Source organism: Acidocella sp. (genome assembly GCF_035535915.1).
Lineage (GTDB): Bacteria > Pseudomonadota > Alphaproteobacteria > Acetobacterales > Acetobacteraceae > Acidocella.
Window position 1 is genome coordinate 1 of record NZ_DATLPB010000052.1, and the last position, 24,520, is coordinate 24,520.

At 62.7% G+C, this 24,520-nt stretch carries 23 protein-coding genes and 1 tRNA gene; 15 read left to right on the forward strand and 9 right to left on the reverse strand.

Annotated elements, in window-relative coordinates; all coding sequences use genetic code 11:
• Positions 1–94 precede the first annotated feature (94 nt).
• Positions 95–607, reverse strand: coding sequence for a hypothetical protein (locus VNC39_RS06335; protein ID WP_325397311.1), 513 nt, complete (start codon positions 605–607; stop codon positions 95–97).
• Between the two features lie 807 nt (positions 608–1,414).
• Here VNC39_RS06335 and VNC39_RS06340 point away from each other — a divergent pair.
• From VNC39_RS06340 to VNC39_RS06350, 3 genes are all read left to right on the forward strand, one after another.
• A complete protein-coding gene (locus tag VNC39_RS06340; RefSeq protein ID WP_325397313.1) occupies positions 1,415–1,597 on the forward strand; it encodes a hypothetical protein in 183 nt (60 codons plus the stop codon).
• Between the two features lie 75 nt (positions 1,598–1,672).
• A complete protein-coding gene (locus VNC39_RS06345; RefSeq protein ID WP_325397315.1) occupies positions 1,673–2,338 on the forward strand; it encodes a Fic family protein in 666 nt (221 codons plus the stop codon).
• Positions 2,339–3,786: 1,448 nt separating this feature from the next.
• Positions 3,787–4,422 (forward strand): hypothetical protein, encoded by a 636-nt coding sequence (locus VNC39_RS06350; RefSeq protein ID WP_325397317.1) that lies wholly within the window; start codon positions 3,787–3,789, stop codon positions 4,420–4,422.
• Positions 4,423–5,030: 608 nt separating this feature from the next.
• Here VNC39_RS06350 and VNC39_RS06355 read toward each other — a convergent pair.
• Positions 5,031–5,120: transfer RNA gene (locus VNC39_RS06355), tRNA-Ser, on the reverse strand.
• A gap of 233 nt (positions 5,121–5,353) precedes the next feature.
• Here VNC39_RS06355 and rplU point away from each other — a divergent pair.
• From rplU to VNC39_RS06415, 12 genes are all read left to right on the forward strand, one after another.
• Positions 5,354–5,668: a 50S ribosomal protein L21 gene (rplU, locus tag VNC39_RS06360; RefSeq protein WP_325397319.1), complete on the forward strand. Its 315-nt coding sequence runs from the start codon at positions 5,354–5,356 to the stop codon at positions 5,666–5,668.
• Positions 5,669–5,687: 19 nt separating this feature from the next.
• On the forward strand, positions 5,688–5,957 hold the full coding sequence (rpmA, locus tag VNC39_RS06365) for a 50S ribosomal protein L27 (protein ID WP_325397321.1): 270 nt from the start codon (positions 5,688–5,690) through the stop codon (positions 5,955–5,957).
• Between the two features lie 67 nt (positions 5,958–6,024).
• Positions 6,025–7,026 (forward strand): GTPase ObgE, encoded by a 1,002-nt coding sequence (gene obgE / locus VNC39_RS06370; RefSeq protein ID WP_325397323.1) that lies wholly within the window; start codon positions 6,025–6,027, stop codon positions 7,024–7,026.
• On the forward strand, positions 7,023–8,138 hold the full coding sequence (gene proB / locus VNC39_RS06375; protein ID WP_325397325.1) for a glutamate 5-kinase: 1,116 nt from the start codon (positions 7,023–7,025) through the stop codon (positions 8,136–8,138). Before obgE ends, proB begins: the two co-directional genes overlap by 4 nt.
• 241 nt (positions 8,139–8,379) lie before the next feature.
• Complete coding sequence (locus VNC39_RS06380; protein ID WP_325352722.1) at positions 8,380–9,036, forward strand: 50S ribosomal protein L25/general stress protein Ctc; 657 nt, start codon at positions 8,380–8,382, stop codon at positions 9,034–9,036.
• 15 nt (positions 9,037–9,051) lie between these two features.
• Entirely contained in the window at positions 9,052–9,639 is a 588-nt protein-coding gene (gene pth, locus VNC39_RS06385) for an aminoacyl-tRNA hydrolase (RefSeq protein WP_325352720.1), read from the forward strand.
• The gene (gene ychF / locus VNC39_RS06390) at positions 9,629–10,723 is read left to right on the forward strand and encodes a redox-regulated ATPase YchF (protein ID WP_325397328.1); all 1,095 of its coding nucleotides are present in this window, start codon (positions 9,629–9,631) and stop codon (positions 10,721–10,723) included. The genes pth and ychF overlap by 11 nt, the downstream gene beginning before the upstream one ends.
• 373 nt (positions 10,724–11,096) lie before the next feature.
• Positions 11,097–11,888 carry a carbon-nitrogen hydrolase family protein gene (locus tag VNC39_RS06395; protein ID WP_325397330.1) on the forward strand — a complete coding sequence of 264 codons (792 nt, stop codon included), beginning with the start codon at positions 11,097–11,099 and terminating at the stop codon, positions 11,886–11,888.
• Positions 11,889–12,165: 277 nt separating this feature from the next.
• Positions 12,166–12,600 carry a CBS domain-containing protein gene (locus VNC39_RS06400; protein ID WP_325397331.1) on the forward strand — a complete coding sequence of 145 codons (435 nt, stop codon included), beginning with the start codon at positions 12,166–12,168 and terminating at the stop codon, positions 12,598–12,600.
• A 402-nt stretch (positions 12,601–13,002) separates the two neighbouring features.
• Positions 13,003–14,226 (forward strand): 5-aminolevulinate synthase, encoded by a 1,224-nt coding sequence (gene hemA, locus VNC39_RS06405; protein WP_325397333.1) that lies wholly within the window; start codon positions 13,003–13,005, stop codon positions 14,224–14,226.
• Positions 14,227–14,232: 6 nt separating this feature from the next.
• The gene (locus tag VNC39_RS06410; RefSeq protein WP_325397335.1) at positions 14,233–15,009 is read left to right on the forward strand and encodes an SDR family NAD(P)-dependent oxidoreductase; all 777 of its coding nucleotides are present in this window, start codon (positions 14,233–14,235) and stop codon (positions 15,007–15,009) included.
• Positions 15,010–15,182: 173 nt separating this feature from the next.
• Positions 15,183–15,791, forward strand: coding sequence for an acetate uptake transporter (locus tag VNC39_RS06415; protein ID WP_325397337.1), 609 nt, complete (start codon positions 15,183–15,185; stop codon positions 15,789–15,791).
• A gap of 146 nt (positions 15,792–15,937) precedes the next feature.
• Here the strand turns inward: VNC39_RS06415 and VNC39_RS06420 are convergent, their stop codons facing one another.
• From VNC39_RS06420 to glnA, 7 genes are all read right to left on the reverse strand, one after another.
• On the reverse strand, positions 15,938–16,921 hold the full coding sequence (locus VNC39_RS06420; RefSeq protein ID WP_325397338.1) for an L-threonylcarbamoyladenylate synthase: 984 nt from the start codon (positions 16,919–16,921) through the stop codon (positions 15,938–15,940).
• Between the two features lie 7 nt (positions 16,922–16,928).
• A complete protein-coding gene (rbfA, locus tag VNC39_RS06425; protein WP_325397340.1) occupies positions 16,929–17,354 on the reverse strand; it encodes a 30S ribosome-binding factor RbfA in 426 nt (141 codons plus the stop codon).
• Positions 17,329–20,037 carry a translation initiation factor IF-2 gene (gene infB, locus VNC39_RS06430; protein WP_325397342.1) on the reverse strand — a complete coding sequence of 903 codons (2,709 nt, stop codon included), beginning with the start codon at positions 20,035–20,037 and terminating at the stop codon, positions 17,329–17,331. The genes rbfA and infB overlap by 26 nt, the downstream gene beginning before the upstream one ends.
• 54 nt (positions 20,038–20,091) lie before the next feature.
• Positions 20,092–20,724 carry an RNA-binding protein gene (locus tag VNC39_RS06435; RefSeq protein WP_325397344.1) on the reverse strand — a complete coding sequence of 211 codons (633 nt, stop codon included), beginning with the start codon at positions 20,722–20,724 and terminating at the stop codon, positions 20,092–20,094.
• A complete protein-coding gene (nusA, locus tag VNC39_RS06440) occupies positions 20,705–22,219 on the reverse strand; it encodes a transcription termination factor NusA (protein WP_325397346.1) in 1,515 nt (504 codons plus the stop codon). Before nusA ends, VNC39_RS06435 begins: the two co-directional genes overlap by 20 nt.
• Positions 22,220–22,235: 16 nt before the next feature.
• Positions 22,236–22,760: a ribosome maturation factor RimP gene (rimP, locus tag VNC39_RS06445; RefSeq protein WP_325397348.1), complete on the reverse strand. Its 525-nt coding sequence runs from the start codon at positions 22,758–22,760 to the stop codon at positions 22,236–22,238.
• 300 nt (positions 22,761–23,060) lie between these two features.
• The gene (gene glnA, locus VNC39_RS06450) at positions 23,061–24,494 is read right to left on the reverse strand and encodes a type I glutamate--ammonia ligase (RefSeq protein ID WP_325397350.1); all 1,434 of its coding nucleotides are present in this window, start codon (positions 24,492–24,494) and stop codon (positions 23,061–23,063) included.
• Positions 24,495–24,520: the final 26 nt, after the last annotated feature.

Sequence of the window (24,520 nt, forward strand, 5' to 3'; positions counted from 1 at the left end):
GGCGGAGGACACGGCGCGGCGGCTGTTCGCGGCGAAATGAGCCAGGCTTAAGCGGAAACCTCGGCGGATATCCGCCTTCGTCTAACGCCTTATTTTAATTGATATGTATTGGTTGCGGGGGCACGCAGGGGTATAGGGGAAGAAGAAAATGGTAACGGTTCAGTAAGACGGTCCTATTGAAAAAGACGGGCGTCAGGAAACCCACATCGAACTCGCGTTCAAGACCGGAAATATAGCGGTAGTCATCTGGATCATAGATAAACGAAACGTTTGTAAATCGATACTCCTCTGTCAGCTTACGCCTGGTTACGCTAATAGCCGACATGCCCTTCTTGGTTGCCTGTTCGTGCGTATAAACAATAAAACCGCGCGAGCGGTCCGGTAAGTGATCTCGGCCACAGATAGAGCAGCGAAGCACCGGCAGGCCCACGATGGCGACGTTTATCCCGGACATCTCATCATCGAAATCGGTGTAAGCGAGATCAAGCCCCCCCGCCGCAATTCGCTGCAATTGAGGCTTTGAACATGGTTTGGCGGCGGAAAGACGTCGGCGATGTTCACGATCATTCTCACATATTTTGAGCTGCGGGATGCAACTCAGTTCCATTTAGGATAGCCTTTGCCTCGTATCACAGGCAAAACTTGCCGCGCCCCCCTCCAAATTGTACCCCCCGCCATTTTGTAAAGCCGCGCATATGCGAGAACGTCCGCTTCGGCGGCATCGGCCGATTCTGTAGCATGGCCCACTTGGGTGCGAAGCCGTCGGAACTGCGCCCTTAGACAATGCCGACCGACCCTCTGGGGGCTGGTTTGGGTCCATAGCTGCCGATTTGATTGGGTATTGCCCCTAACGCGGCGTTCTGATGTTTGTGTCCGCTATGTCTGCTGTGTCATGGTCAACCCGTGACGAGATGGCGGCTGGTCTCGCATCACCATAGCGGTTATGCGCTCGGCGCGCCGTGCGCATATGACGCATTGGGGGGGAAGGCCGCCGAGACGCCGGCTTCGGGCCGCCAACCACAGCCTCTTGGCCGCTGCAACCGGGGCAGCGTATTGGTAACCTGGTAACCTTAAAAACCCCTTGTGGCTGGACAATCATCGGGCGGGCGCAATGCCCGCGATACTACCCCGCCGGGAGGGACCCAGCCCCCTACAGCCACACGGATGGTCACAGACAGCACGGATGGGGAGGAAAGACCGGCATGGACTTTCCCATGTACACCACATATTGTGGTGGTATCAGACCAGCACTGCGCATATGTAGTACATCAAAATTCAGCTTGCAAGCGAATCAAAAGAGGCAATATACACTAACCATAGCGGAAAATTTGGGGCTTTTGCCGGCTTTACGCCGGCGTGACTGATTCAGGCACTAACCGTCTCCGATTTTCATCATGGAGCAAGGAGAGACAGAATGCAGCTTATTGAACTTGTTGAGCAGGCTCGCGCTCACCGGATGACTCCTAAGGAGCGCCGAGAGCAGCGGCTGAGCCTCATAATGGGTCTGCGAGGAGCGCATTCGACTCTAACCCGTGAGAAGGCAAAAGAGGTTTTAGATGATACCGAAGGCCACGTGGATGACGAGAATTACGCTTAGTCGCTTGTAAAATCTTCAAAAAAGTTCTTTGTTAAAGCCCGGTAATAACCGGGCTTTATTTTTGGGCAATTTTTAATGCTTGATTCAAATTGGGATTCCCTCAACGGCCCCGTCGCACATGAGATCGAGGCACTTAATTACTCAAATCAAGTCAACGTAATCGAAGCCCTTATAAAGGTCGTTATCACCCAGGTTGGACTGGTGGGAACAAGGTCAGCGTACGCACCAAATGTTAATGCACTCAAGGAGTTGCATCGAACCGCGACCATCTTTCTGCTACATAGCCCCGGTGAATTTCGCATGGAGGACGTCCGCGTAGTTAACGGTCTGGGTGAAGTCCGCTACCAAGCACCGCCATTTGCCGACGTTCCGGCCCTGGTAGATGAGTTTTGCGTGACCTTACAGGCAAATTGGTTGACGTGGACGCAAACTGAGGTCTCCGCCTTCGCCCTGTGGAAAATCAATTGGATTCATCCATTTAAGAATGGAAATGGACGGACGGCACGGGCATTCGCATATGCTTGCCTATGCTTACAATTTGGCGGCTCCCTGCCGGGCAGCAAGACGGTGATCGATCTAATTATGACAAATCAGTCCCACCGAGATGCCTATGAAGCCGCACTTAGCCACGCCGACGGTGTCTTCGCGCAGAATAAAACCATCGACGTCAGCCAGCTTTCGGCTCTAATCGAGCAACTACTCCGCGAGCAACTTCTATCGGCAATGCCTTCGCCTCCCTAAATCCCCACCCTATCGAATCTGGCTTCGTCCACGTGCGCCGCGATCCGCATTGCAAGTGCCCACGTGTAGACCGAACGAACCGAAATTGCTATTCCACAAATATTTCAATAAGTTAAGTGGGCAGACCGACGGAGATGGTGCCGGTCGATTTCTCATGCCCCAAAAAATTTAGGCCACTCAGCTTATGCCGCCCGATTCCACGAATGAGCACGCGCGCCCCGGCCGCCGGACGGGCTGCCACACCATTAACGTAGCGGCACATCCGTCATCAACGATAACAACCCGTTGTCGCAAGCCCTCATGCTGGGTACGTGCTTGCGGCACAAAAAGACGCAACGCTTGAACAGGGGCTGATGATGGCACCAGACCAATCGGATTTCGTGGCATCCACGAACCCAAAAGCCGACCAATGGCAGGAACAGTTTCGCGGCTCAGACGGAAAGCTTCCTCCTATGAAGAGATGTCCGGACTGCGCTCTCGAAATGCCAGACATCGCAAAGAAGTGCTCAAAGTGCGGATATCAACGCTTTAGATTTTGGTCGTCATCAGCGCCAACGATACTGAGCTTGATTGTTGCGATTATATCCGTATCAATCAACGCCGCTCCAATTCTAGAAAAATGGCTCCTTCCGGATGTCGCTGACCCACGAGTGGCATTCTTAGACGCACAACCCGACGGCTCTCTTGAGCTGTCGATCCTAAATGATGGTCGAGCTCCAAGCGTTCTCGAATCGGCGACATTACTTATACTTATAGGGTCAAATGACGACCAAAACAAAAGCCACCGATTTAGGGTCAATTTTCTAAAATCTGACAACGAATCAGATTTTCGGACCTTTAAGTCCAAGGACCTTCGAACAGTCACAGGCCGATTGGGCTCGCAGGATCTATCAATCGCTCGAACAGCGCTCAATTCTATGCCGCAAAATAGATATATGTACTGCGAAATCGACCTTCGCTTTGCCGGGCTGGTTGCCGACCAAGAAAGCGACCTCCCCGTGGACTGCAATAGTCTTCAGGGCTTGTCTTCGGTCTTGCCCGCATTATCCAACCCGTCACCGTTACCGATTCGGTAGAATACGCACCTCTCCGCATGACGCATACCACGGAGAAACTAACACACCGCCTTGGTGCGCCAAGGTGCGGCCCAGACATGCCGCTGCGTTCAACGTGCTCGATGCGGCGTGCATGACTCCGGCTTGATGGGCAACTAATCTATACGATCTGATGACGTTTCGCCGTGAAGTTCTATACCGTGGCTGATGGCCGGTTCGTCACCTACCTGCGCGCCTGCGGCGAAGGGACGCTTCTGCCCATCAGTTGCAATAACGAGTGCCGAGCAGCCGTGTAGCTGTTTTAGGGGGGGTGATGCGACCTCATCCCTCTTGATAAAGGCGAACTAAGGTCATGTTAAACTGTACTCGTCAAACGAACAAAGGAATCACGACGTGCCCATTGTTATGATGCCAGGCCTATCTGACTACCAATCGATTATTCAGCTGGCAGCGGGAGTAAATCTTGCATTTCCAATTACAGCCACCATGCGCAAGCCCGCGCAAAACATGATCCGTCGGCAAGTCGCGTGGGCACAAGAGGATTTAGAAGAGTTACACTCAGACATGGTTTCGATAGCCCAAGATCAGCATTCATCGCCCGAGCAACTAAACGTTGCTAAGGCCACGTTACAAATCGCAAAAGAGGATATTTCAGATCTGTCAAGACGTCACGCGAGACGAAAGGAGGATTGGCTGTCCGACGACTACAGCGGCTTATATAAGCAAGTCATTGCAAGCATATTCTCTGTTATATTGTTATTCATTGCGGTTCAAAATCCATCCCACCAGATATCCGTGGGGCCGGCTCATTATCATGAAATGATCATCGTAAGCGAAGCAATTGGGAAGGCTTATGAGATCTTCTGTCTTGTACTATATGTTCCATTGATGTTTTCCCTCCTAAAGCTAGTCTTTCGTTTCTTGGTTATGCGAAACGTAGAACGGAATCTTGAACGTATTGTAAGAGACGCCAGGATGGAGGTACGAGATAATTTGCGAAGAGTCGACGAGGTCGGCGCAACATCCTGAGTATTCAGCCCGTTCTTCTTCAACCTCACCGCCGGCGCCGCCGCCATTCTCCGGGATGAATTCGACGTCGGCAGCGTCAAGGGCGAAGCGGATGACTTCAACCGTGGACAGCTTCAGCCTCGCCTTTCTCAAACCGAGCGACAGCGTTTGTGGGCAGCCCCTCGCCTGTAGCTACGGTTCGGACTCAATCAGCCTGCCAACGGACGCCCCGGTCAGTTCCCGCTCTCAGGGATTCCCGTGCCCAAGCGTCATTTCGACGGCCGCGACCTAATCGAGGTTTGCGATCAGGCACGTCGCGCAGGGCCCCCGCGTCCACGGCGACAGGGGTCGTCTTACATTGGACGGAGTTATAAGGTTACCTTTTAAAAGGTAACCTTATTGTGATCCCGCCGCCTGGAGCTATTCATCCTCTGCATGAATGGGCCTGCCCCCCGGTTGGAACCCAACACTGCTGAGGCTCGTCGTCATGCGCCCCCTGGAAGGGAACGCGCAAGCTTACGTCCGCGACAATTCGCCCCAATGCGCATTGTAGGTGCGTGCCTAAGTGTAGGCCGAGCAAACCGAAACGATTTTTTCTCTGGGCTTTCTGCCACTCTGCTGGGAGCGACTGGCGGAGAGGGTGGGATTCGAACCCACGGTAGGCTTGCACCCACAACAGTTTTCGAGACTGCCCCAATCGGCCACTCTGGCACCTCTCCAGGAGCCGGACTGCCCCGCGTGCGGCATTGCCTGCCGCCCCACCGGGCCATCCGTCTCATCTCGCCGGCGGCTTATACGGGGCTGCCGCGCGCCCCGCAACTGCCTGGGCCGCAAGGAACCGCGCAAAATCCATTGACACTCATCGCCGTCCCGTTATAACCCGCTCGCTCGCGGCGAGGCCCTGCCTTGCCGCGTCCATTCTTTTTGACGATACCAGATTGGATTGAAACCCATGTTCGCAGTCATCCGCACCGGCGGCAAACAATACCGCGTCACGCCCGACGCGGTGCTGAAGGTTGAGAAGCTGGAGGCGGAAGCCGGCAGCACCGTCACCTTCACGGATGTGCTCGCCGTCGGCGGCGAGGGCAGCCTGAAGCTCGGCGCCCCGGTCGTGGCCGGCGCCTCGGTCACCGCCACCGTGATCGCGCAGGACCGTCTGGACAAAGTCATCATCTTCAAGAAGCGCCGCCGGCAGAACAGCCGCCGCAAGAACGGCCACCGCCAGCATGTCACCGTGCTGCGCGTCTCCGCCATCAACGCGGCCTGAAGTTTAGGAGCACCCTCACATGGCACATAAGAAAGCAGGCGGCTCATCCCGTAACGGCCGCGATACCGCAGGCCGCCGCCTCGGCGTGAAGAAGTCCGGCGGCCAGGACGTCGTCGCCGGCAACATCATCATCCGTCAGCGCGGCACCAAGGTGAAGCCCGGCGTGAATGTCGGCCTCGGCCGCGACCACACCATCTTCGCCCTGACCGACGGCACGGTGCTGTTCGAGCGCAAAGCCGACAACCGGGTTCACGTTTCCGTGACCCCGGTCAAGCTTGCCGCCGAGTAAGCCGGCCTCGCACCACATACAAAAAGGCCGGCACAAGCCGGCCTTTTTTATTGGCTGAAAACAGACCATGAAATTCCTCGACCAGGCGAAAATCTACCTCAGATCCGGCGACGGCGGCGACGGCGTCACCGCCTTCCGGCGCGAAAAATTCATCGCCTATGGCGGGCCTGATGGCGGCGATGGCGGCCGCGGCGGCGATATCGTGTTCGAGGCGGTCGAGAATCTCAACACTCTCATCGATTTCCGCTACACCCAGCATTTCCGCGCCAAAAAAGGCGGCAACGGCTCAGGTTCGGACCGCACCGGCGCCGCCGCGCCCACCTTGCTCATCAAGGTGCCCGTGGGCACGCAGATTTTCGACGACGACCGGGAAACCATGCTCGCTGACCTCGACACGCCCGGCCGCCGCATCGTGCTGCTGCGCGGCGGCGATGGCGGGTTCGGCAATGCCCGCTACAAAACCTCCACCAACCGCGCGCCGCGCCGCTCCGACAAAGGCTGGCCCGGCGAGGAGCGCTGGGTCTGGCTGCGCCTGAAGCTCATCGCCGATGCCGGGCTGGTCGGCCTGCCCAATGCCGGCAAATCCACCTTCCTGAAGGCGGTCTCCGGCGCCAACCCGAAAATCGCCGACTATCCCTTCACCACCCTGCACCCGCAGCTCGGCGTCGTGCGCCTGTCGATGTCGGAGGAATTCATCCTTGCCGACATTCCCGGCCTGATCGAGGGCGCGCATGAAGGCACCGGCCTGGGCGACCGGTTCCTCGGCCATGTCGAGCGTTGCGCCGTGCTGCTGCACCTCGTCGACGGCGCCGCCGGCAACGTGGTCGATGCCTGGCGCACGATCCGCCACGAACTCGCCGAATATGGCGGCGGGCTGGTGGACAAGCCGGAGATCATCGTGCTCAACAAGGTCGATGCCATGACCCAACGCGAATGCTCCGCCCGCCGCGCCGCCCTCGCCAAGGCGTCCGGCGCCACCGTGATGGTCGCCTCCGGCGTGACCGGCCAGGGCGTGCCCGAAGTGTTGCGCGCCGTGCAGAACATCATCACCGCGTCCCGCAAGGCATGACCCCCTCTCTGGCCAACGCGCGCCGGGTGGTGGTGAAGATCGGCAGCGCGCTGATCGTCGATCCCGCCACCGCCGCGCCGCGCGAGGCCTGGTTGGCCGGCATCGCCGCGGACATCGCCGCCTTGGCCGCGCGCGGCGTGCAGGTCATCGTGGTGTCCTCGGGTGCCATTTCACTGGCGCGCCAGAAGCTGCAGCTCACCGCACCGAAGCTCCGCCTCGAGGAAAAGCAGGCCGCCGCCGCCGTCGGCCAGATCCGCCTCGCCCAGGCCTGGTCGGACGCGCTCTCGGCCAAGAACCTCACCGCCGCGCAATTGCTGATCACGCTGGAAGACACCGAGGACCGCCGCCGCTACCTCAACGCCCGCGCCACCCTCTCCACCTTGCTCAGCCTCGGCTGCATCCCGGTGATCAACGAGAACGATTCCGTCGCCACCGCGGAAATCCGCTTCGGCGACAATGACCGCCTGGCCGCCCGCGTCGCGGAAATGCTCCAGGCCGATAGTCTCATTCTGTTGTCTGACATTGACGGCCTCTACACCGCCGACCCCCGCACCAATCCCGCCGCCGAACATATTCCCGTGGTCGCCGCCATCACCCCGGAGATCGACGCCATGGGTGGCGAGCCCCCGCCCGGCTATTCCTCCGGCGGCATGCGCACCAAGCTGGTGGCCGCGCGCATCGCCACCCAATCCGGCGTCGCCATGGCCATCGCGCTCGGCCACCGCCCCAACCCGCTGGCCGCCATCGAGGCGGGCGCCCCCTGCACCTGGTTCCTGCCTGCCCCGGAAGGCCGCAGCGCGCGGAAAAACTGGATCGCCGGCCACCTTGCCCCGCAAGGCGCCCTGACCATCGATGACGGCGCCGCCCGCGCCCTGGCCCGCGGCTCGTCCCTGCTCCCCGCCGGCATCATCGCCGTCTCCGGCCATTTCGAGCGCGGCGACGCGGTCGACGTGCTCTCCCCCGCCGGCACCCGCCTGGCGCGCGGCCTCGCCGCCTATTCCAGCACCGATGCCGCCATCCTGGCCGGCCATCGCTCGGAAGATATCGAAACCCTGCTCGGCTTCCGCGGGCGGGACGAGGTGATTCACCGCGACGATCTGGTGCTGCTTTAAGGAAGCAGCCGCTTTTTGAAAAAAGCGGCGCAAAAACTTTTACTCTCTGGGCCATGGGCGGTGTCAGCGACAACGCCCATGGCCCAGAGAGTAAATAAAGTTTTTTTGCTACTTTTTGTTCACAAAAAGTAGCGCTTTCCTTGCTTACCTTCCTGCCCCTTGGAATTTTTCCTGATATCCGCTACACCGCCCGCGCCGGCACCCCTGGAGGCCGGCTTTTGTCATTTATAGGAGCGTAAACATGGCCAATTTCGAACTCATCGAAGCTGAGTCGCGTTCGCGTGCCGGCAAGGGGGTGGCGCGGGCGACGAGGCGTGCGGGCAAAGTGCCTGCGGTAGTCTATGGCGCCAAGCAGGAACCTTCTTTGATCGCCCTCGACCCGCGCATTGTCATGCGCGAGCTGAAGCGCGGCGGCTGGCGTTCGCGTCTTTATGAAATTCAGGTTGACGGTCAGAAGACCCGCGCTCTGATGCGCGACGTGCAGTTTCACCCGGTCACCGACCAGCCGGAGCATGTCGACTTCCAGCGCCTCGCCGCCGGTGAACGCGTGCGCGTGTCCGTCGCCGTGGTGTTCCTCAACGACACAACCTCGCCCGGCATCAAGCGCGGCGGCGTGCTGAACGTCGTGCGCCACACCGTTGAAGTCGCCTGCGACCCGGACAACATTCCGGAGAAGTTCGAGGCCGATCTCGGCGCCCTGGACATCAACGACAACATCCGTTGGACCGACCTCAAAGGCACCGGCGACGCCCGTCCCACCATTCTCGACCGCGACTTCGTCATCGCCACCGTCGCCCCGCCGACCGTCTCGGCTGAGGCGCAGGCCGAAGATGCTGCCGCGGCCGCGGCTGCTGCTGCCGCCCCCGCCAAGGGCAAGGCCGCGCCGAAGAAGAAATAACCCCGTCGCCGCGCCATGTTGTTATGGGTCGGGCTTGGTAACCCGGAGCCAGGCATGGCGCGGCAGCGCCACAATATCGGCTTCATGGCCGTTGATGTGATCGCGCGCCGCCATGGCTTCTCGCCGTGGCGGCAGCGCTTTAAAGGTGTCGCCGCCGAAGGCCAGATCGCCGGCCACAGAATTCTTCTGCTGAAACCGATGACCTACATGAACGTCTCCGGAGAGGCGGTGCAAGCGGCTTCGGCGTTCTATAAAATTCCGCCCGCCGCCATCACGTTGTTCCATGACGAGCTCGACCTCGCCCCGGGCAAGATCCGGGTAAAGCGCGGCGGCGGGGCGGCTGGCCATAACGGGCTGCGCAGCACCGATCAGCGCCTCGGCACACCCGATTACTGGCGGGTGCGCCTGGGCATCGGCCATCCCGGCCACAAAGACCGCGTCACCGGCCACGTGCTGGGTGACTTCTCCAAGGCCGACCTGGAGTGGCTGCTGCCCTGCCTGGATGCGGTGGCCGACGAGGCCGGCCTGCTCGCCGGCGGCAAGCCGGAAGATTTCATGACCAAAATCGCTCTGCGTACAGGGGACCAGAAAAATGGGCTTTAACTGCGGTATCGTCGGCCTGCCGAATGTCGGCAAATCCACCCTGTTCAACGCGCTCACCGCCACCGTGGCCGCACAGGCCGCGAATTATCCTTTTTGTACAATCGAGCCGAATGTCGGCCGCGTCGCGGTGCCCGACAAGCGGTTGGACACGCTGGCGGTGATCGGCAAATCGGTGAAAACCGTGCCCACCAGCCTGGAATTCGTCGATATCGCCGGCCTGGTGCGCGGCGCCTCCAAGGGCGAGGGGCTCGGCAACCAGTTTCTCGCGAACATCCGCGAGGTCGATGCCATCGTCCATGTCGTGCGCTGCTTCGAAGATAACGACATCACCCATGTCGAAGGCAGCATCGACCCGGTGCGCGACGCCGAGACGGTGGAGACCGAGCTGATGCTGGCCGACCTTGAAAGCCTGCAGAAGCGCCTCCCCGCCTTGCAGAAAAAGGCCAAGAGCAACGATCGCAACGCCGCCGCCGATGTCGCTTTGATCGAGCCGATCCTGGCCGCGCTGGAGGCCGGCAAGCCGGCGCGCACGGCGATCTCCGCCGCCGATGCCGAGGCCGCCCGGCGCCTCAACCTGCTCACCGCCAAGCCGGTGCTGTATGTGTGCAATGTCGAGGAAGCAGCGGCTGCCACCGGCAACGCGCAATCCGCGCGCGTCGCCGCCATGGCCGCCGCGCAGGGGGCCGCCCATGTCATCGTCTCGGCGGCGATCGAGGCCGAGGTGAGCCAGCTCCCCGAAGCCGACCGCGCCGGCTTCCTCGCCGATCTCGGCCTTGAGGATAGCGGCCTGGATCGCGTCATCCGCGCCGGCTATGGGCTGCTCGGCCTGATCACCTATTTCACCGTCGGGCCGAAGGAAACCCGCGCCTGGACCATCATCGACGGCACCAAGGCCCCGGGCGCCGCCGGCGTCATTCATGGCGATTTCGAACGCGGCTTCATCGCCTGCGAGACCACCGGCTATGACGATTATGTCGCTTACAAGGGCGAGGCCGGCGCCCGCGAGGCCGGCAAGCTGCGCATCGAAGGCCGTGACTACGTGGTCAAGGACGGCGACGTGCTGTTGTTCCGCTTCAACGTCTGAGCGCGATGACTTTCAGTCGAACCATTTCATGGTTCAGACTTAAAGTCTGAATCGCCCTCTAACTTATTTATCTAGAGACGGATTCAGATTTTAGAGCGGATCGCCACGCGATTCGATCTAAAATCATCCGGCTCTAGCGAACGCCGCGCTGCGCAGCCGCGGGCCCAGACAAACAAAAATACTTGCGCCGCGTTTGATCGAAAAAGGCGACCGCCCGGGCAAGCAGCCCCGTTAGAAATTAAAGTCCATATGATAGTTTCGCTGCGTTAGCCCATGGCACGGAAATCACAGGCGCAGGCTTCGTCACCATTATTTCTTTTTGTATCCAAAATGACACTATTCAACACACGGAATCTTCGCCTAACCTGAGCGTATGAAGCTCGCCCTCTACCAAGGTCCTGGCGTCATCAACAGTCCCGACGCCGCGTTCGCTCTGATGGAGACGAAAGCCACCGAGGCCCGGGCCAATGGCGCACGGCTGCTGCTGTTCCCGGAAATGTACGTCTCCGGCTATAATATCGGTGCCGAGGCCGCGCGCCGGCATGCCCTCGCCCCGGCGGATCTCGCCCCGGCGCAGAAAATCGCCCAGAGCCTCGGCATGGGTCTGGCCTTCGGCTATCCTGAACGGGTCGGCGACCAGGTGGCCAATGCCGCCGTGCTGATCGACGCCACCGGCACCGTCCTGCTCAATTATCGCAAGTCCCATCCGTGCCGCGAGTACGACCGCGCGATGTTTGACGTCACCGGCCGGGAATTTCCCCTCGCCACCGTCGGCGGCGCAAAACTCGGCCTGCTGATCTGCAAAGACATTGAATTCCCCGAACCAGCCCGCCGCCTGGCCCTGGCCGGCGCCGACCTCATCCTGGTGCCGGCCGCGCAAACGCCGCCTTACGACCCGGTGGCCCGCCACGTGATTCCCGCCCGCGCCTACGAAAACCAGGTCTATGTCGCTTACGCCAACCGTACCGGCGCCGAGCATGGGCTTGACTATATCGGCCAGTCCAGCATTTGCGGGCCGGACGGCGCGGTCCTGGCGATGGCCGGGCAGGGCGAGGAATTGCTGTTCGCCAGCACCGACGCCGCGCATCACGCCGCCATCCGCCGCGCCGACACGCTGCTCGCCGACCGCCGGCCGGACTTATACGCGCCCTTGGCCAAGCCTTAGAAAGGAAGCAGCCGCTTTTTGAAAAAAGCGGCGCAAAAACTTTTGTTCACGCTGGGCCTGAGGCGTTGAAACCGCACGGGTCCAAATTAACAAAGTTTTTTTGCTACTTTTTGTTCACAAAAAGTAGCCTTCTCCTTGCTTGCCTCATCTCCAAACCCCCCGCCTCCTTCTCAAACATACGCAATTGTTAATGCTTCCGGGCGAAAAATGGTTTGCCTCGCGCCCGGCATTCCTCCCATACTAACCACAACGACAAAAAACTCTGGAGGATACCGAGATGACCTTGAAAGCCATCCTGGCCAACAAAGCCCCCGGTTTCGTGGCAGTCCCCCCTGAAATGAAAATCAGCGGCGTGATCAACCGGCTGGCGGAGAAACGCATCGGCGCCGTGCTGGTCGTCACCAATGCGGGAGAACTGGTCGGCATTCTCAGCGAGCGTGACATCGTCCGTTATCTCGCCAGCCGCGCCGCGGACACCTTCGCCATGGCGGCGTCGGAGCTGATGACCCCGCACCCGACCACCGCCGCGCCGTCCACCACCGTCGCCCAGGCGATGGAAATCATGACCGACGGGCATTTCCGCCATCTGCCGGTCGTCGAAGACGGCCGCCTGATCGGGGTGGTGAGCATCGGCGATGTCGTGAAGGCCCGCATCGACCAGAGCGAGCACGAGGTCGAAAGCCTGCGCACGTATGTTGCGGGCAAGGTTTAAGTCAGTAAGTAAGTAGCCGCTTTTTGAAAAAAGCGGCGCAAAAACTTCTTCTATGCTGGGCCCTGGGCGCTGTCGCCGACAAAGCCCAGAGCCCAGCATAACAAAGTTTTTTTGCACCTTTTTGTTCACAAAAAGTAGTCTTCCTTCCTCGCCTAGGTGCAGCGCAGCATCCCGCCACCCGTGCTTCCCTCATGCCAGCCATTGATCTGGCTCATTGACTTGCGCCGCCGCTGGGCGTTTTCCTATAGGCGGATCCTGTGAAACAATGTCGCTTTGCGGCATTTTTCCCCAGGACCCGAAATTGGATCAACAAGTTAGCGCAAGGCGCCCCTGCTCCTGCCGCCGCCTCGTCGGGCGGCACGCCGCAGACCGCCGGGCCTGACCAGCTGGGTATCGTCGGACATGCACCAGTTTCTCGCCAAATGTGACGAAGCCCTCGCCGAAATCTCCGCACAAGGGCGTTACCGCCGCTTCGTGGCGCTTGAGAAGCTCGCCGACCGCTTCCCCTATTATTCCGTCACCATGGAAGGCAAGACCCGGGATATCCTGGTGTGGTCTGCCAACGACTATCTCGCCATGGGCACCGATCCCGCGGTCATCGAGGCCGCCATCGACGCCGCCCGCCGCATGGGCGCCGGCGCCGGCGGCACCCGCAACATCGCCGGCTCCTCGCCGGTGCATGTGGCGCTCGAGGAGGAACTGGCCGATCTGCACGGCAAAGACGCCGCGCTGCTCTTCACCTCCGGCTATGTCTCGAACCAGGCCTCGCTCACCGCGATCCTCAACTCCCTGCCGGACTGGCATGTGTTCTCCGACGCGCAGAACCACAATTCCATGATCGTCGGCATCAAGGGCGCGAAGAACCCGACGGTGCACGTGTTCAAGCATAACGACATGGCGGATCTGGAACGCCTGCTCGCCGCCGCCCCGCCCGACGCGCCGAAAATGATCGCCTTCGAGAGCGTGTATTCCATGGATGGCGACATCGCCCCGATGCACGCCATTTGCGACCTCGCCGAAAAATACAACGCCATCACCTATCTCGATGAGGTGCACGCAGTCGGCATGTATGGCGCGCATGGCGGCGGCGTCTCGGAACGCGATGGCGTGGCGCACCGCATCACCATCATCGAGGGCACGCTGGCCAAGGCCTTTGGCTGCCATGGCGGCTATATCGCCGCCGATTTCAAGGTCTGCGACTATATTCGCTCGTTCGCCGCCGGGTTCATTTTCACCACGGCCCTGCCGCCGCCGACCGTGGCCGCGGCCCTTGCCTCCATTCGCATCCTGAAGGCCGACAATGCCCGCCGCGCCAGATTGTTCGACCGCGCCGAAACGCTGAAGCAGAAATTCAAGGCGGCGGGGCTGCCGGTGATGGAGAGCACCAGCCATATCATCCCGCTGATGATCGGCGACGCCGCCAAAGCCACCGAAGTGTCGATGCGCCTGATCCGCGAATTCGGCATGTATGCCACGCCGATCAACTACCCGACCGTGCCGCGCGGCACCGAGCGCCTGCGCTTCACCCCGGGCCCGAAGCATACCGACGCGATGATGGACGATCTGGTTGCCGCGCTGCGGACCATCCTGCTCGGCGTTCCCACCCCCACCACCGCATCAGCATAGGTTCACATGGATCTCGGGCTCGCACAAAAAGCCGCTCTCGTCACCGGCGGCTCCAAGGGGATCGGTCTGGCTTGCGCCAAAGCGTTGCGCGCCGAGGGCGTGCGCGTGGCGATCTGCTCACGCAATCAGCAGAATATCGACAAGGCCCTGGCCGAGCTGCCGGGCGCGGTCGGTTTCACGGCCGACCTGGTCGACGCGGCTGAAGCCGCCGCTTTGGTGGCCCGGGCGGAAGAGGCCATCGGCCCGCTCGACATCCTCGTCAACAGCGCCGGCGCGGCCCGCCGCACCCCGCCCGATGAGCTGTCGCCGGCTGCCTGGCATGCCGCCATGGACGCCAAATATTTCAGCTACATTCATGTCATCGACCCGGTGATCAAGCTGATGGCCGCACGCGGCCGCGGCGTGATCGTCAACATCATCGGCAATGGCGGCAAGATCGCCTCCGCCGTGCATATTGCCGGCGGCGCGGCCAACGCCGCGCTCATGCTGGCCACCGCCGGGCTCGGCCATGCTTATGCGGCGCGCGGCGTGCGCGTGGTCGGGCTCAATCCCGGCCTCACCGAAACCGACCGCGTCGCGGAGGGATTCGCCTCCGTCGCGCGGCTTGAGCAGATCAGCCTCGAACAGGCCCGCGCCGAAGCCGTCAGCCGCATCCCGATGGGCCGCATGGCCTCGCCCGAGGATCTGGCCAACGCCACCCTGTTCCTGGCCTCCGAAAAGGCCGGTTACATCACCGGCGTCACAGTGAGCATGGACGGCGCGCAAAGCCCTATCGTCCTGTAAAACCATACAATAGAAAGAGAATGAGGCGCCGCGCGGGCCATCAGACGCGCGGCACATCGGCACGTCCGGAGGAGCGCCGCTCACGGGCGAGGGCTTATATTTCATTTACGCAATATTAGAAATCTGCGATAATTCCGCCGGTACGGGACCAACCCGTCACGATCACGACTCAGATGATCGCCCGAAGGAGGAAATCAATGAAACTCGCCAACCCAGCCCCGCTTGGGCTCTTCGGCTTCGCCACGACGACGTGGCTGCTCAGCATGGTCAATGCCGGCTGGCTGCCCGCCACCACTGTCCCCATCGTCCTCGCCATGGCTTTCGCTTATGGCGGCACCGCGCAATTCGCCGCCGGCCTGATGGAAATGGCGAAAGGCAATAGTTTCGGCTTCATCGCCTTCTGCAGCTTCGGCGCCTTCTGGTGGAGTTTCGCTCTCTTCGAGAAATTCTTCGCAACCGGCGTCCCCACCGCCGCCGTCGGCTGGTATCTGCTGGTCTGGGGAGCGTTCACCTTCGCCATGTGGCTCGCGAGCTTCGCGCTCAACCGCGCGGTGTTCCTGATCTTCCTGGCGCTGTGGATCACCTTCTTCCTGCTCGGCCTGTCCCCGCTGCTCGGCATCCGCGCCCTCTTCACGCTCGGCGGCTATACGGGGCTGATCACCGCGCTGATCGCCTTCTACACGGCGGCCGCGGAAATCATCAACGAATCGCACGGCCGCACGCTGCTGCCGCTCGGCGTCCCCGCGGTGCGCCTGGCGACGGCCCCGCATCCGGCGGAATAAAAAGCAAGAAGCCGCTTTTTTGAAAAAAGCGGCGCAAAAAACTTTTACGATGCTGGGCCATGGGCTGCGTCGCCGACAACGCCCATAGCCCAGCAAAACAAAGTTTTTTTGCTACTTTTTGTTCACAAAAAGTAGCGCTTCCTTCCTTACTCCCCGCGCGGCGCGGCCGCGCGTTTCAGCCTGTCATTGATAGCGCGCCCGAGTCCGGTTTCCGGCACCGCCATGGCGGCGATCCGGCGCAGCCCCAGAGCGGGCGCCTGCGCGTCCAGCCAGTGCAGGCCTTCGAATAATTTCGCCGCCGCCTCGGCCGGATTGCCGCTTTCGGAAAGCTGAAACACCAGCCCGGCGCCCGACAAAGGCGGGCCGAACGCCAGCAGCGCTTCATCCGCCGCCACCTTTTCGGCCCGCAGCCGCACCGGCAGTCTTGGCGCATAATGCGAAACCAGCATGCCCGGCGAGCGCAACTGGCGCCCCGCGACGTCCTGCTCGATCGGCACGCCGGCCTGCACCGGCCCGATCACCGCCTCCAGCGCCTCCACCGCCACCCCACCGGGCCGGAGCAGGCGCGGTGTCTCACCGGAGAGATCGAGCACCGTCGATTCCACGCCCACTTGGCACGGGCCGGAATCGACCACCGCGGCAATCCGCCCGCCCAACCCGGCCAACACATGCGCGGCACGGGTCGGGCTGATCTGGCCGGAGCGGTTCGCCGAGGGCGCCGCCACCGGCCGGCCGAGCGCGCGCAGCAATTTCGCCGCCAGAGGATGCGCCGGCACCCGCACCGCCAGCGTCTCCAGCCCCGCCCCGGCCAGCAGCGCCACCTTGCAGTTCGCCCGGCGTGGCAGCACCAGGGTCAACGGCCCCGGCCAGAATGCGGCCGCCGCTTTGCGCGCCGCCTCATTCGCCGCGACGTCGGCGAAGGCCGCCTCGGCGCTGGCATAATGGCAGATCAGAGGGTTGAAATGCGGCCGCCCCTTGGCGGCGAAGATGGCGGCCACCGCCGCGGCGTTGGTGGCGTCCGCACCGAGCCCGTACACGGTCTCTGTACCGAAGGCGACCAATTCCCCGGCCGCGAGAAGCCGCGCCGCCGCTTCGATCTCGCGGTCCGTGCCCGCGAACAGTTCCGTCACGACCGTTTCACTCCCCGGTCGTCTTGTCGCCCGTCTCCGGCCCCAGATCCCGCGCCACTTCCGGCCGGTGCAACAGTTTGTTGATCCTGGTCGCCTCGTCCAGCGCGTCGTCGGCGGAGAATTTGAGGTCCGGCGTGATGCGCAGGCCAAGCTTCGGCGCCAGCTGCGCGCGCAGGAACGGGGCCACCCGTGAGAGCGCCGGCAGCAGCGGCCGCACATCCTGGTTGCCGAGCCGCGTGATGAAAACCAGCGCATGCCGCAGATCCGGCGACATGCGCACCTCGGAAATCGTCAGATGCGCCCGCGCCAACGCCGGGTCGCGGAACTCCGTGCGCAGCAGGACCTCCGCAAGCGCATGACGAATTTCCTCACCGACCCGAAGCTGGCGCTGGCTCGGCCCTTTGGCCTCAGGGCGCGACGATTTCGGTTTCATAGCATTCCACCACGTCGCCGACCTGCAGATCCTGGAACCCGGCGAAGGACAGGCCGCATTCATAGCCGCGCGCCACTTCGCGCACATCGTCCTTGAACCGTTTCAGCTGCGACAGCTCGCCCTGATGGATCACCACATTGTCGCGCAACAGGCGCACGCCCGCGCCGCGCTTGACCAGCCCCTCGGTGACATAGCAACCCGCGACCTTGCCGGTCTTGGTGATGTTGAACACCTGGCGGATTTCCGCGTAACCCAGGAACTTCTCGCGATGCACCGGCGCCAGCTTGCCTTTGACAAGCTTCTCGATGTCGTCCGCGACTTCGTAAATGATCGAGTAGTAGCGGATATCCACGCCGTCACGATGCGCGAGTTCGCGGGCCTGCGCATTGGCGCGCACATTGAAGCCGATGACCAAGGCGTCGGACGCCTTCGCCAGCTGCACGTCGCTCTCGGTGATCTGGCCGACCCCCGAATACAGCACGCGCACCCGCACCTCCTCGTTGCCGAGCTTGGTCACGGTCACGCCGATCGCCTCGGCCGAACCCTGCACGTCGGCCTTGACGACGACCGCCACTTCCTTCTGCGCGCCGGCCTGGATGCGCGCCAGCATCTCTTCCATCGTGCCGCGCCCGGCGGTCTGTGCCGCGGCCTGGCGCTCGCGCAGCTTCTGCTGGCGATATTCGACGATTTCGCGCGCCCGCACATCGCTTTCGACCACGACGAACGGCTCGCCCGCAGTCGGCGCCGCCGACAGGCCGAGAATCTCCACCGGGGTCGCCGGCAACGCCAGCTTCACGGCCTTGCCCTTGTCGTCCTGCATGGCGCGCACGCGGCCCCATTGGGCGCCGGCCACAACGATGTCGCCGGCGTGCAGCGTGCCTTTCTGCACCAGCACGGTCGCCACCGGGCCACGGCCGCGATCCAGCCGGCTTTCGATCACCGCACCTTCGGCCGTGCGGTTCGGATTGGCGCGCAGCTCCAGCACTTCCGCCTGCAGCAGAATCGCTTCTTCCAGCTTGTCCAGGCCGGTCCGCTTCAGCGCCGAGACTTCCACATCCTGGGTCTCGCCGCCCATCGCTTCCACCACCACCTCGTGCTGCAGCAGCTCCTGGCGCACGCGGTTGGGGTTGGCGCCCGGCCGGTCGATCTTGTTGATCGCCACGATCAGCGGCGCATTCGCCGCCTTGGCGTGTTTGATCGCCTCGATGGTCTGCGGCATCACGCCGTCATCGGCGGCCACCACCAGCACGACGATATCCGTCACCCCGGCGCCACGGGCGCGCATGGCGGTGAAGGCTTCGTGGCCCGGCGTGTCGAGGAACGTGATCTGCGCGCCCGACGGCAGCTTCACCTGATAGGCGCCGATATGCTGGGTGATTCCGCCCGCCTCGCCGGCCGCCACGTCAGTGTGGCGCAGCGCGTCCAGCAGGCTGGTCTTGCCATGGTCGACATGGCCCATGATCGTCACCACCGGCGGCCGCGGCTGCAAATCGGACGCAACGTCGGTCGTGCCTTCCAGGCCGAGCTCGACATCGGAATCCGCGACACGACGGGCGCGATGGCCAAATTCGGCAATCACCAGCTCGGCGGTGTCGGCATCGATCGCCTGGGTGATGGTCGCCATCACCCCCAGTTTCATGAGCGCCTTCACCACTTCGGTGCCGCGCGCCGCCATGCGGCTGGCCAGCTCCTGCACGGTGATGGTCTCCGGCAGAATCACCTCGCGCACCACCTTCACGCCGTCGGCGCGCAGCAGTTCCAATTCGGCCTGGCGGCGTTCACGCTCGCGCTGGCGGCGCACCGAAGCGAGCGAGCGCACCTTCTCGTCCTCGCCCTCGATCGCGGCCTGCACGTCGATGCGGCCGGCGCGGCGGCGATCGTCGCCGATCTTCTTCGGCGGCGTCACCGGCACGCCGCGTTTCGGCGCCGGGCCGACGCTCGGGCGGCGCACGCCACGCGGCGCCTCGTCTTCCTCTTCGGTACGCACGCCGGGGCGGGCCGGCTTGAGCTGCAGGGTTTCCCGTGCGGCGGCCGGCGCGGCCGCTGTCTTGGCGCCGGCAACCGGCGGCTTGGCGCCGCGCGGGCTGGCGGCGGACGCGGCCGGCGCAGCACTCTTCACCTCGGCCTGCGGCGCCGGTCCCGCCTGGTTGGTTTCAGCTTCAGACGCGGCCACGGCCTCAGCCTCGGCAGCCGCCGCCTCTTCGGCGGCGCGTTGCACGGCGGCTTCTTCCTCACGGCGGCGCGCCTCTTCGGCGGCGGAAAGGATGGAAATCTTTTCCTGCTCACGGCGCTCCGCCTCGCGCTGGGCTTCGCGTTGCGCGGCCACACGCTGCTCCGCCAGCACGCGCTGGCGCGTGGCGATTTCCGCAGCGGTCAAAGCCCGGCCACCCGGGGCCGAGCGCGGTCGTGACGGGGCATTGGGCTGCGCCGGCGCGGCCGGCCGCTCGGCCGGCGTCTTCAGCGTCAGGGTCGGCGTGGGCGCGGCAGGCGCCGGCGTGCCGGGCGCCGCGGCCGGAGCCAGACCACGCTTCTTGCGCACCTCGACCTGCACCACTTTCGAGCGCCCATGCGAAAAGCTTTGCCGCACGGATCCGGCATCGACAGTATGACCCGCATCGCCACGCGCGGCCGGGCGCAGGGAAAGCCTGCCTTTGGTTTCAGTCTGGTCGTTGCCGTCACTCATGCTTAATCCGGTCCATCCACTCGTCTGGCCGGGGAGACCCGGCCGCATTGGGCGTTACTGCCCGCTTGGGCTCGCGGCCGCAACACCTGCGAGCCGCAAAGCCTCGATTTGTATCGTTTCCGCCAGCCGTCCCGCCGCGATCACGGCATGTACGGCATGCTCCCGGCCGAAAACCTGTCCCAGCCGGGCGGCGGTGAGCACCGTCACCACCGGAATATCGCGGCCGCCGATAAACCGCGCCCGCTCCTCCACACTACCATCCAAAGCCTGCAGCACCAGCCCGGCTTTGCCGGAAACCAGCCATTCACGCGCTTTTTCAAAACCTGAAATCGCGCCACCGCTCCGCCGTGCCAGCCCCGCCAGTTCGAAAATCCGCTGCCTCAGCATCGCCTCAACCTGACCGCGTAAATCCTTCGGCACGGTCACCGGCTGTTTTGCGGCCCGGGGAAACACGCCCCGCTTCAGCGCCATCTCTACCACATCGCCGGACGCACTCAACCATAAGCCTCGGCCGGGCAGGGTTGCGCCGACATCGAAAACCAGCGTCCGGTCCGGCGCGACGACAAAGCGCAGCATCGTCTCACGCGCCCCGCGTTCGCGCCGCACCAGGCACAGCCGGAGCGGCCCGCGCTCCGGTTCCACCTCGATGGGATCTGCGATGTCGGGCTCAGGCAGCGTTGCCGTCACCCTCGAACCAGTGCGCGCGCGCCGCCATGATGATCTCGTTCGCCGCGTCCTCGCTCATCACATCGGCGCCGAGAATCTCCACCAGCTCGTCACCGGCCAGATCCGCGAGATCGTCCAGCGTCTTCACGCCCTTTTCGCCCAGCGCGATCAGATCCTTGGCGCTCAACGCCTCAATCTCCGCGACCTCGTCGGTCACGCCGAGCGCGATGCGGCGCTCCTCCTGTTCGCTCGCCTGACGGGCGAGAGACGTCTCGGCGCGGCGCTTCAGCTCGGTCGCGACATTCTCGTCGAACCCCTCGATCTCGGCCAGCTCCTCTTCGGGCGTCATTGCCAAATCCTCGATGGTCTCGAACCCTTCCTGCACCAGCAGGCCGGCGATCATGTCATCCACGTCGAGCGCTTCGACGAACAGCCCGGTCTTGCGGCGGAACTCTTCCTGGCGGCGTTCGCTTTCCTCGGCCTCGGTGAGAATGTCGATATCCCAACGCGTGAGCTGCGAAGCCAGGCGCACATTCTGGCCGCGCCGGCCGATGGCGAGCGAAAGCTGGCTATCGGGCACCACGACCTCGACGCGCCCGGCTTCCTCATCCATCACCACCTTGGACACTTCGGCCGGCGCCAGCGCGTTCACCACGAAGGTCGCGACGTTGGGCGACCAGGGGATGATGTCGATCTTCTCGCCTTGCAGCTCGGCCACCACCGCCTGCACGCGCGAACCGCGCATGCCGACGCAGGCGCCGACCGGGTCGATCGACTGGTCGCGTGAAATCACCGCCATTTTCGCGCGCGAGCCCGGATCGCGGGACACCGCCTTGATCTCGATGATCCCGTCGTAGATTTCCGGCACTTCCTGGGCGAACAATTTCGCGAGAAAGCCAGGATGCGTGCGCGACAGGAAGATCTGCGGGCCGCGCTGCTCTTCGCGCACGTCGTAAATGAAGGCGCGCACGCGGTCTCCGTTGCGCAGATTCTCGCGCGGGATCGTCTCGTCGCGGCGCAGCAGCGCCTCGGCGCGGCCGAGATCGACCATCAGGTTGCCGTATTCGGTGCGCTTCACCACGCCGTTGATGATCTCGCCGACGCGGTCCTTGAACTCGTTATATTGCTTGCTGCGCTCATATTCGCGCACGCGCTGCACGATCACCTGCTTGGCAGTCTGCGCGGCGATGCGGCCGAAATCGATCGGCGGCAGCGGATCGACGATGAAATCGCCAACCTCCTTGTCCGGCGCAAAGCGCTTGGAAATGCTCACCGGAATCTGCGTCGCCTCGTTCTCCACGGTCTCGACAATCTCGGTCCAGCGCGACAGCCGCACATCGCCGGTCTTGCGGTCGATGGTGGCGCGGATGTCCTTCTCGTGCCCGTATTTGGCGCGCCCGGCCTTCTGGATCGCCTGCTCCATCGCTTCCAGCACATCGTCACGCTCGATCTGTTTCTCGCGCGCCACGGCATCGGCAACCAGCAGCAATTCCGGACGATTGACGGCGGTATCCATGGTTGGGTCCTCTGGTCTAGTTGGTCACAGTCGGTTGGGTCGAAAACGCAATCAGCTCATCGGTGAGCACCAGCTTGGCCTTGCGGATATCGGCGCGCTTGAGCGCCACCTCCTCGCCATTTTCCAGCTTCAGGCGGGCTGTCTCCTCGTCAGCGCCGACCAGCTTGCCGGTGAAACGCTTGCGCCCGCCGGGGCCGGGAAACAGCAATTCGACCCGCGCGTCGAACCCGGCATAACGCACATAATCCTTGGTGCGCGTCAGCGGCCGGTCGATCCCCGCCGAACTCACCTCCAGCGTCCAGGCGCTGGAGATCGGGTCCTCGACGTCGAGCACCGCCGAGAGCAGATGGCTGACCGCGGTGCAGTCATCGAGCGTGAACGGCGCCTGGTCGGCGCGGTCGGCCATGATCTGCACGGTCGGCGACTCCGTGCCCATCACCTGCACGCGCACCAGCTCATAGCCCTGGGCTTCCAGCGGCCCGGCGATGATCTCGGCGATGCGGCCTTCCAGGCCAGTATGATGCGGGCGATTATCCGTCACGGGTGCGCAAAATCCAACAAAAAAGGCGGCCGTTTGAGGGCCACCCTGGAAAAATCGGGGTTCTATTTACAGTGAACATACGCTGTTTTTTCAAGCAAGGCAAGCAAAGGGAAAGAAAGCAGCCGCTTTTTGAAAAAAGCGGCGCCAAAAACTTTTTTTCTGCTGGGTCCTGGGCTGTGTCGGCGACAACGCCCATAACCCAGAGTCATCAAAGTTTTTTTGCTACTTTTTGTTCACAAAAAGTAGCGCTTGCTTTCTAAAAAAAACGGGGGCTTGCGCCCCCGTTTCGTGTCCCGCGACTTACGCGGAATAGTACATTTCGAACTCGACCGGGTGCGGCGTGTGCTCGAAACGATACACGTCCTTCCACTTGAGTTCGATATAGCTCTCGATCTGCTCCTTGGAGAACACGTCGCCGGCGAGCAGGAACTCGTGGTCGGCTTCCAGGGACTGCAGCGCCTCGCGCAGGCTGCCGCACACCGTCGGGATGCCCTTCAGCTCTTCCGGCGGCAGGTCGTACAGATCCTTGTCCATCGGGTCGCCCGGGTGGATCTTGTTCTTGATGCCGTCGATGCCGGCCATGGCGATCGCCGCGAAGCCCAGATAGGGGTTGGCGGTCGGGTCGGGGAAGCGCACTTCCACGCGCTTGGCCTTCGGGCTGGTGGTGTAGGGGATGCGGCAGGAGGCCGAGCGGTTGCGCGCCGAATAAGCGAGCAGCACCGGCGCCTCGAACCCGGGGATCAAGCGCTTGTAGCTGTTGGTCGAGGGGTTGGTGAAGGCGTTGATCGCCTTGGCATGCTTGATCACGCCGCCGATGAAGTACAGGCACATCTCGGACAGGTCCGCATAGCCGTTGCCGGCGAAGAGCGGCTTGCCGGCCTTCCAGATCGACTGGTGGGTGTGCATGCCCGAGCCGTTGTCGCCATAGATCGGCTTCGGCATGAAGGTCGCGGTCTTGCCATAAGAATGCGCGACATTGTGCACGCAGTACTTATAGATCTGCATCTGGTCGGCCATCTTGGTCAGCGTGCCGAACCGGGTTCCCAGCTCGTGCTGGCTCTGCGCCACCTCATGGTGATGCTTCTCGATCGGCAGGCCCATCTCGCCCATCGCCGAGAGCATTTCCGCGCGCAGGTCGGACTCGCCGTCCACCGGCGGGACCGGGAAATAGCCGCCCTTGACGGACGGGCGATGGCCCATGTTGCCTTCCGGATAATCCTTGAGCGAGGAGCCGGGGCCCTCGATGCTGTCGAGCTGGTAGGTGCCGAAATTGCCGCCGGTGCCGAACTTCACGGAGTCGAAAATGAAGAATTCGGCTTCCGCGCCGACGACGATGGAGTCGCCGATGCCGGTCGCCTTCAGATAGGCTTCCACCTTCTTCGCGGTGGAGCGCGGGTCGCGCGCATAGCTCTGGCCGGTGGAGGGCTCGATGATGTCGCAGAACAGGATCAGGCTCGGCTTGGCCGCGAACGGGTCCATCACCGCGGTCTCCAGATCCGGCTGCAGGATCATGTCGGACTCGTTGATCGCCTTCCAGCCGGCGATCGAGGAGCCGTCGAACATGAAGCCGTCGCGCAGCGAATCCTCGTCGACCGTGGACACGTGCTGCGCCGTGTGCTGCCACTTGCCCTTAGGATCCGTGAAGCGCAGGTCGACATATTCGACCCCGTTCTCCTTGATCAGATCCAATACCTTGCTGATGCCATCGGCGCCTTCAGCGGGCTTTTTCGCCATGCTTTATCCCCAAACAGTTAATCTCA

What these genes read in the sequence shown, in the direction of transcription:
- VNC39_RS06335 (WP_325397311.1), bottom strand. Translation starts at nt 607, where the DNA reads ATGGAACTGAGTTGCATCCCGCAGCTCAAAATATGTGAGAATGATCGT.
- VNC39_RS06340 (WP_325397313.1), top strand. Translation starts at nt 1,415, where the DNA reads ATGCAGCTTATTGAACTTGTTGAGCAGGCTCGCGCTCACCGGATGACT.
- VNC39_RS06345 (WP_325397315.1), top strand. Translation starts at nt 1,673, where the DNA reads ATGCTTGATTCAAATTGGGATTCCCTCAACGGCCCCGTCGCACATGAG.
- rplU (WP_325397319.1), top strand. Translation starts at nt 5,354, where the DNA reads ATGTTCGCAGTCATCCGCACCGGCGGCAAACAATACCGCGTCACGCCC.
- rpmA (WP_325397321.1), top strand. Translation starts at nt 5,688, where the DNA reads ATGGCACATAAGAAAGCAGGCGGCTCATCCCGTAACGGCCGCGATACC.
- obgE (WP_325397323.1), top strand. Translation starts at nt 6,025, where the DNA reads ATGAAATTCCTCGACCAGGCGAAAATCTACCTCAGATCCGGCGACGGC.
- proB (WP_325397325.1), top strand. Translation starts at nt 7,023, where the DNA reads ATGACCCCCTCTCTGGCCAACGCGCGCCGGGTGGTGGTGAAGATCGGC.
- VNC39_RS06380 (WP_325352722.1), top strand. Translation starts at nt 8,380, where the DNA reads ATGGCCAATTTCGAACTCATCGAAGCTGAGTCGCGTTCGCGTGCCGGC.
- pth (WP_325352720.1), top strand. Translation starts at nt 9,052, where the DNA reads ATGTTGTTATGGGTCGGGCTTGGTAACCCGGAGCCAGGCATGGCGCGG.
- ychF (WP_325397328.1), top strand. Translation starts at nt 9,629, where the DNA reads ATGGGCTTTAACTGCGGTATCGTCGGCCTGCCGAATGTCGGCAAATCC.
- VNC39_RS06395 (WP_325397330.1), top strand. Translation starts at nt 11,097, where the DNA reads ATGAAGCTCGCCCTCTACCAAGGTCCTGGCGTCATCAACAGTCCCGAC.
- VNC39_RS06400 (WP_325397331.1), top strand. Translation starts at nt 12,166, where the DNA reads ATGACCTTGAAAGCCATCCTGGCCAACAAAGCCCCCGGTTTCGTGGCA.
- hemA (WP_325397333.1), top strand. Translation starts at nt 13,003, where the DNA reads ATGCACCAGTTTCTCGCCAAATGTGACGAAGCCCTCGCCGAAATCTCC.
- VNC39_RS06410 (WP_325397335.1), top strand. Translation starts at nt 14,233, where the DNA reads ATGGATCTCGGGCTCGCACAAAAAGCCGCTCTCGTCACCGGCGGCTCC.
- VNC39_RS06415 (WP_325397337.1), top strand. Translation starts at nt 15,183, where the DNA reads ATGATCGCCCGAAGGAGGAAATCAATGAAACTCGCCAACCCAGCCCCG.
- rbfA (WP_325397340.1), bottom strand. Translation starts at nt 17,354, where the DNA reads ATGAAACCGAAATCGTCGCGCCCTGAGGCCAAAGGGCCGAGCCAGCGC.
- infB (WP_325397342.1), bottom strand. Translation starts at nt 20,037, where the DNA reads ATGAGTGACGGCAACGACCAGACTGAAACCAAAGGCAGGCTTTCCCTG.
- nusA (WP_325397346.1), bottom strand. Translation starts at nt 22,219, where the DNA reads ATGGATACCGCCGTCAATCGTCCGGAATTGCTGCTGGTTGCCGATGCC.
- glnA (WP_325397350.1), bottom strand. Translation starts at nt 24,494, where the DNA reads ATGGCGAAAAAGCCCGCTGAAGGCGCCGATGGCATCAGCAAGGTATTG.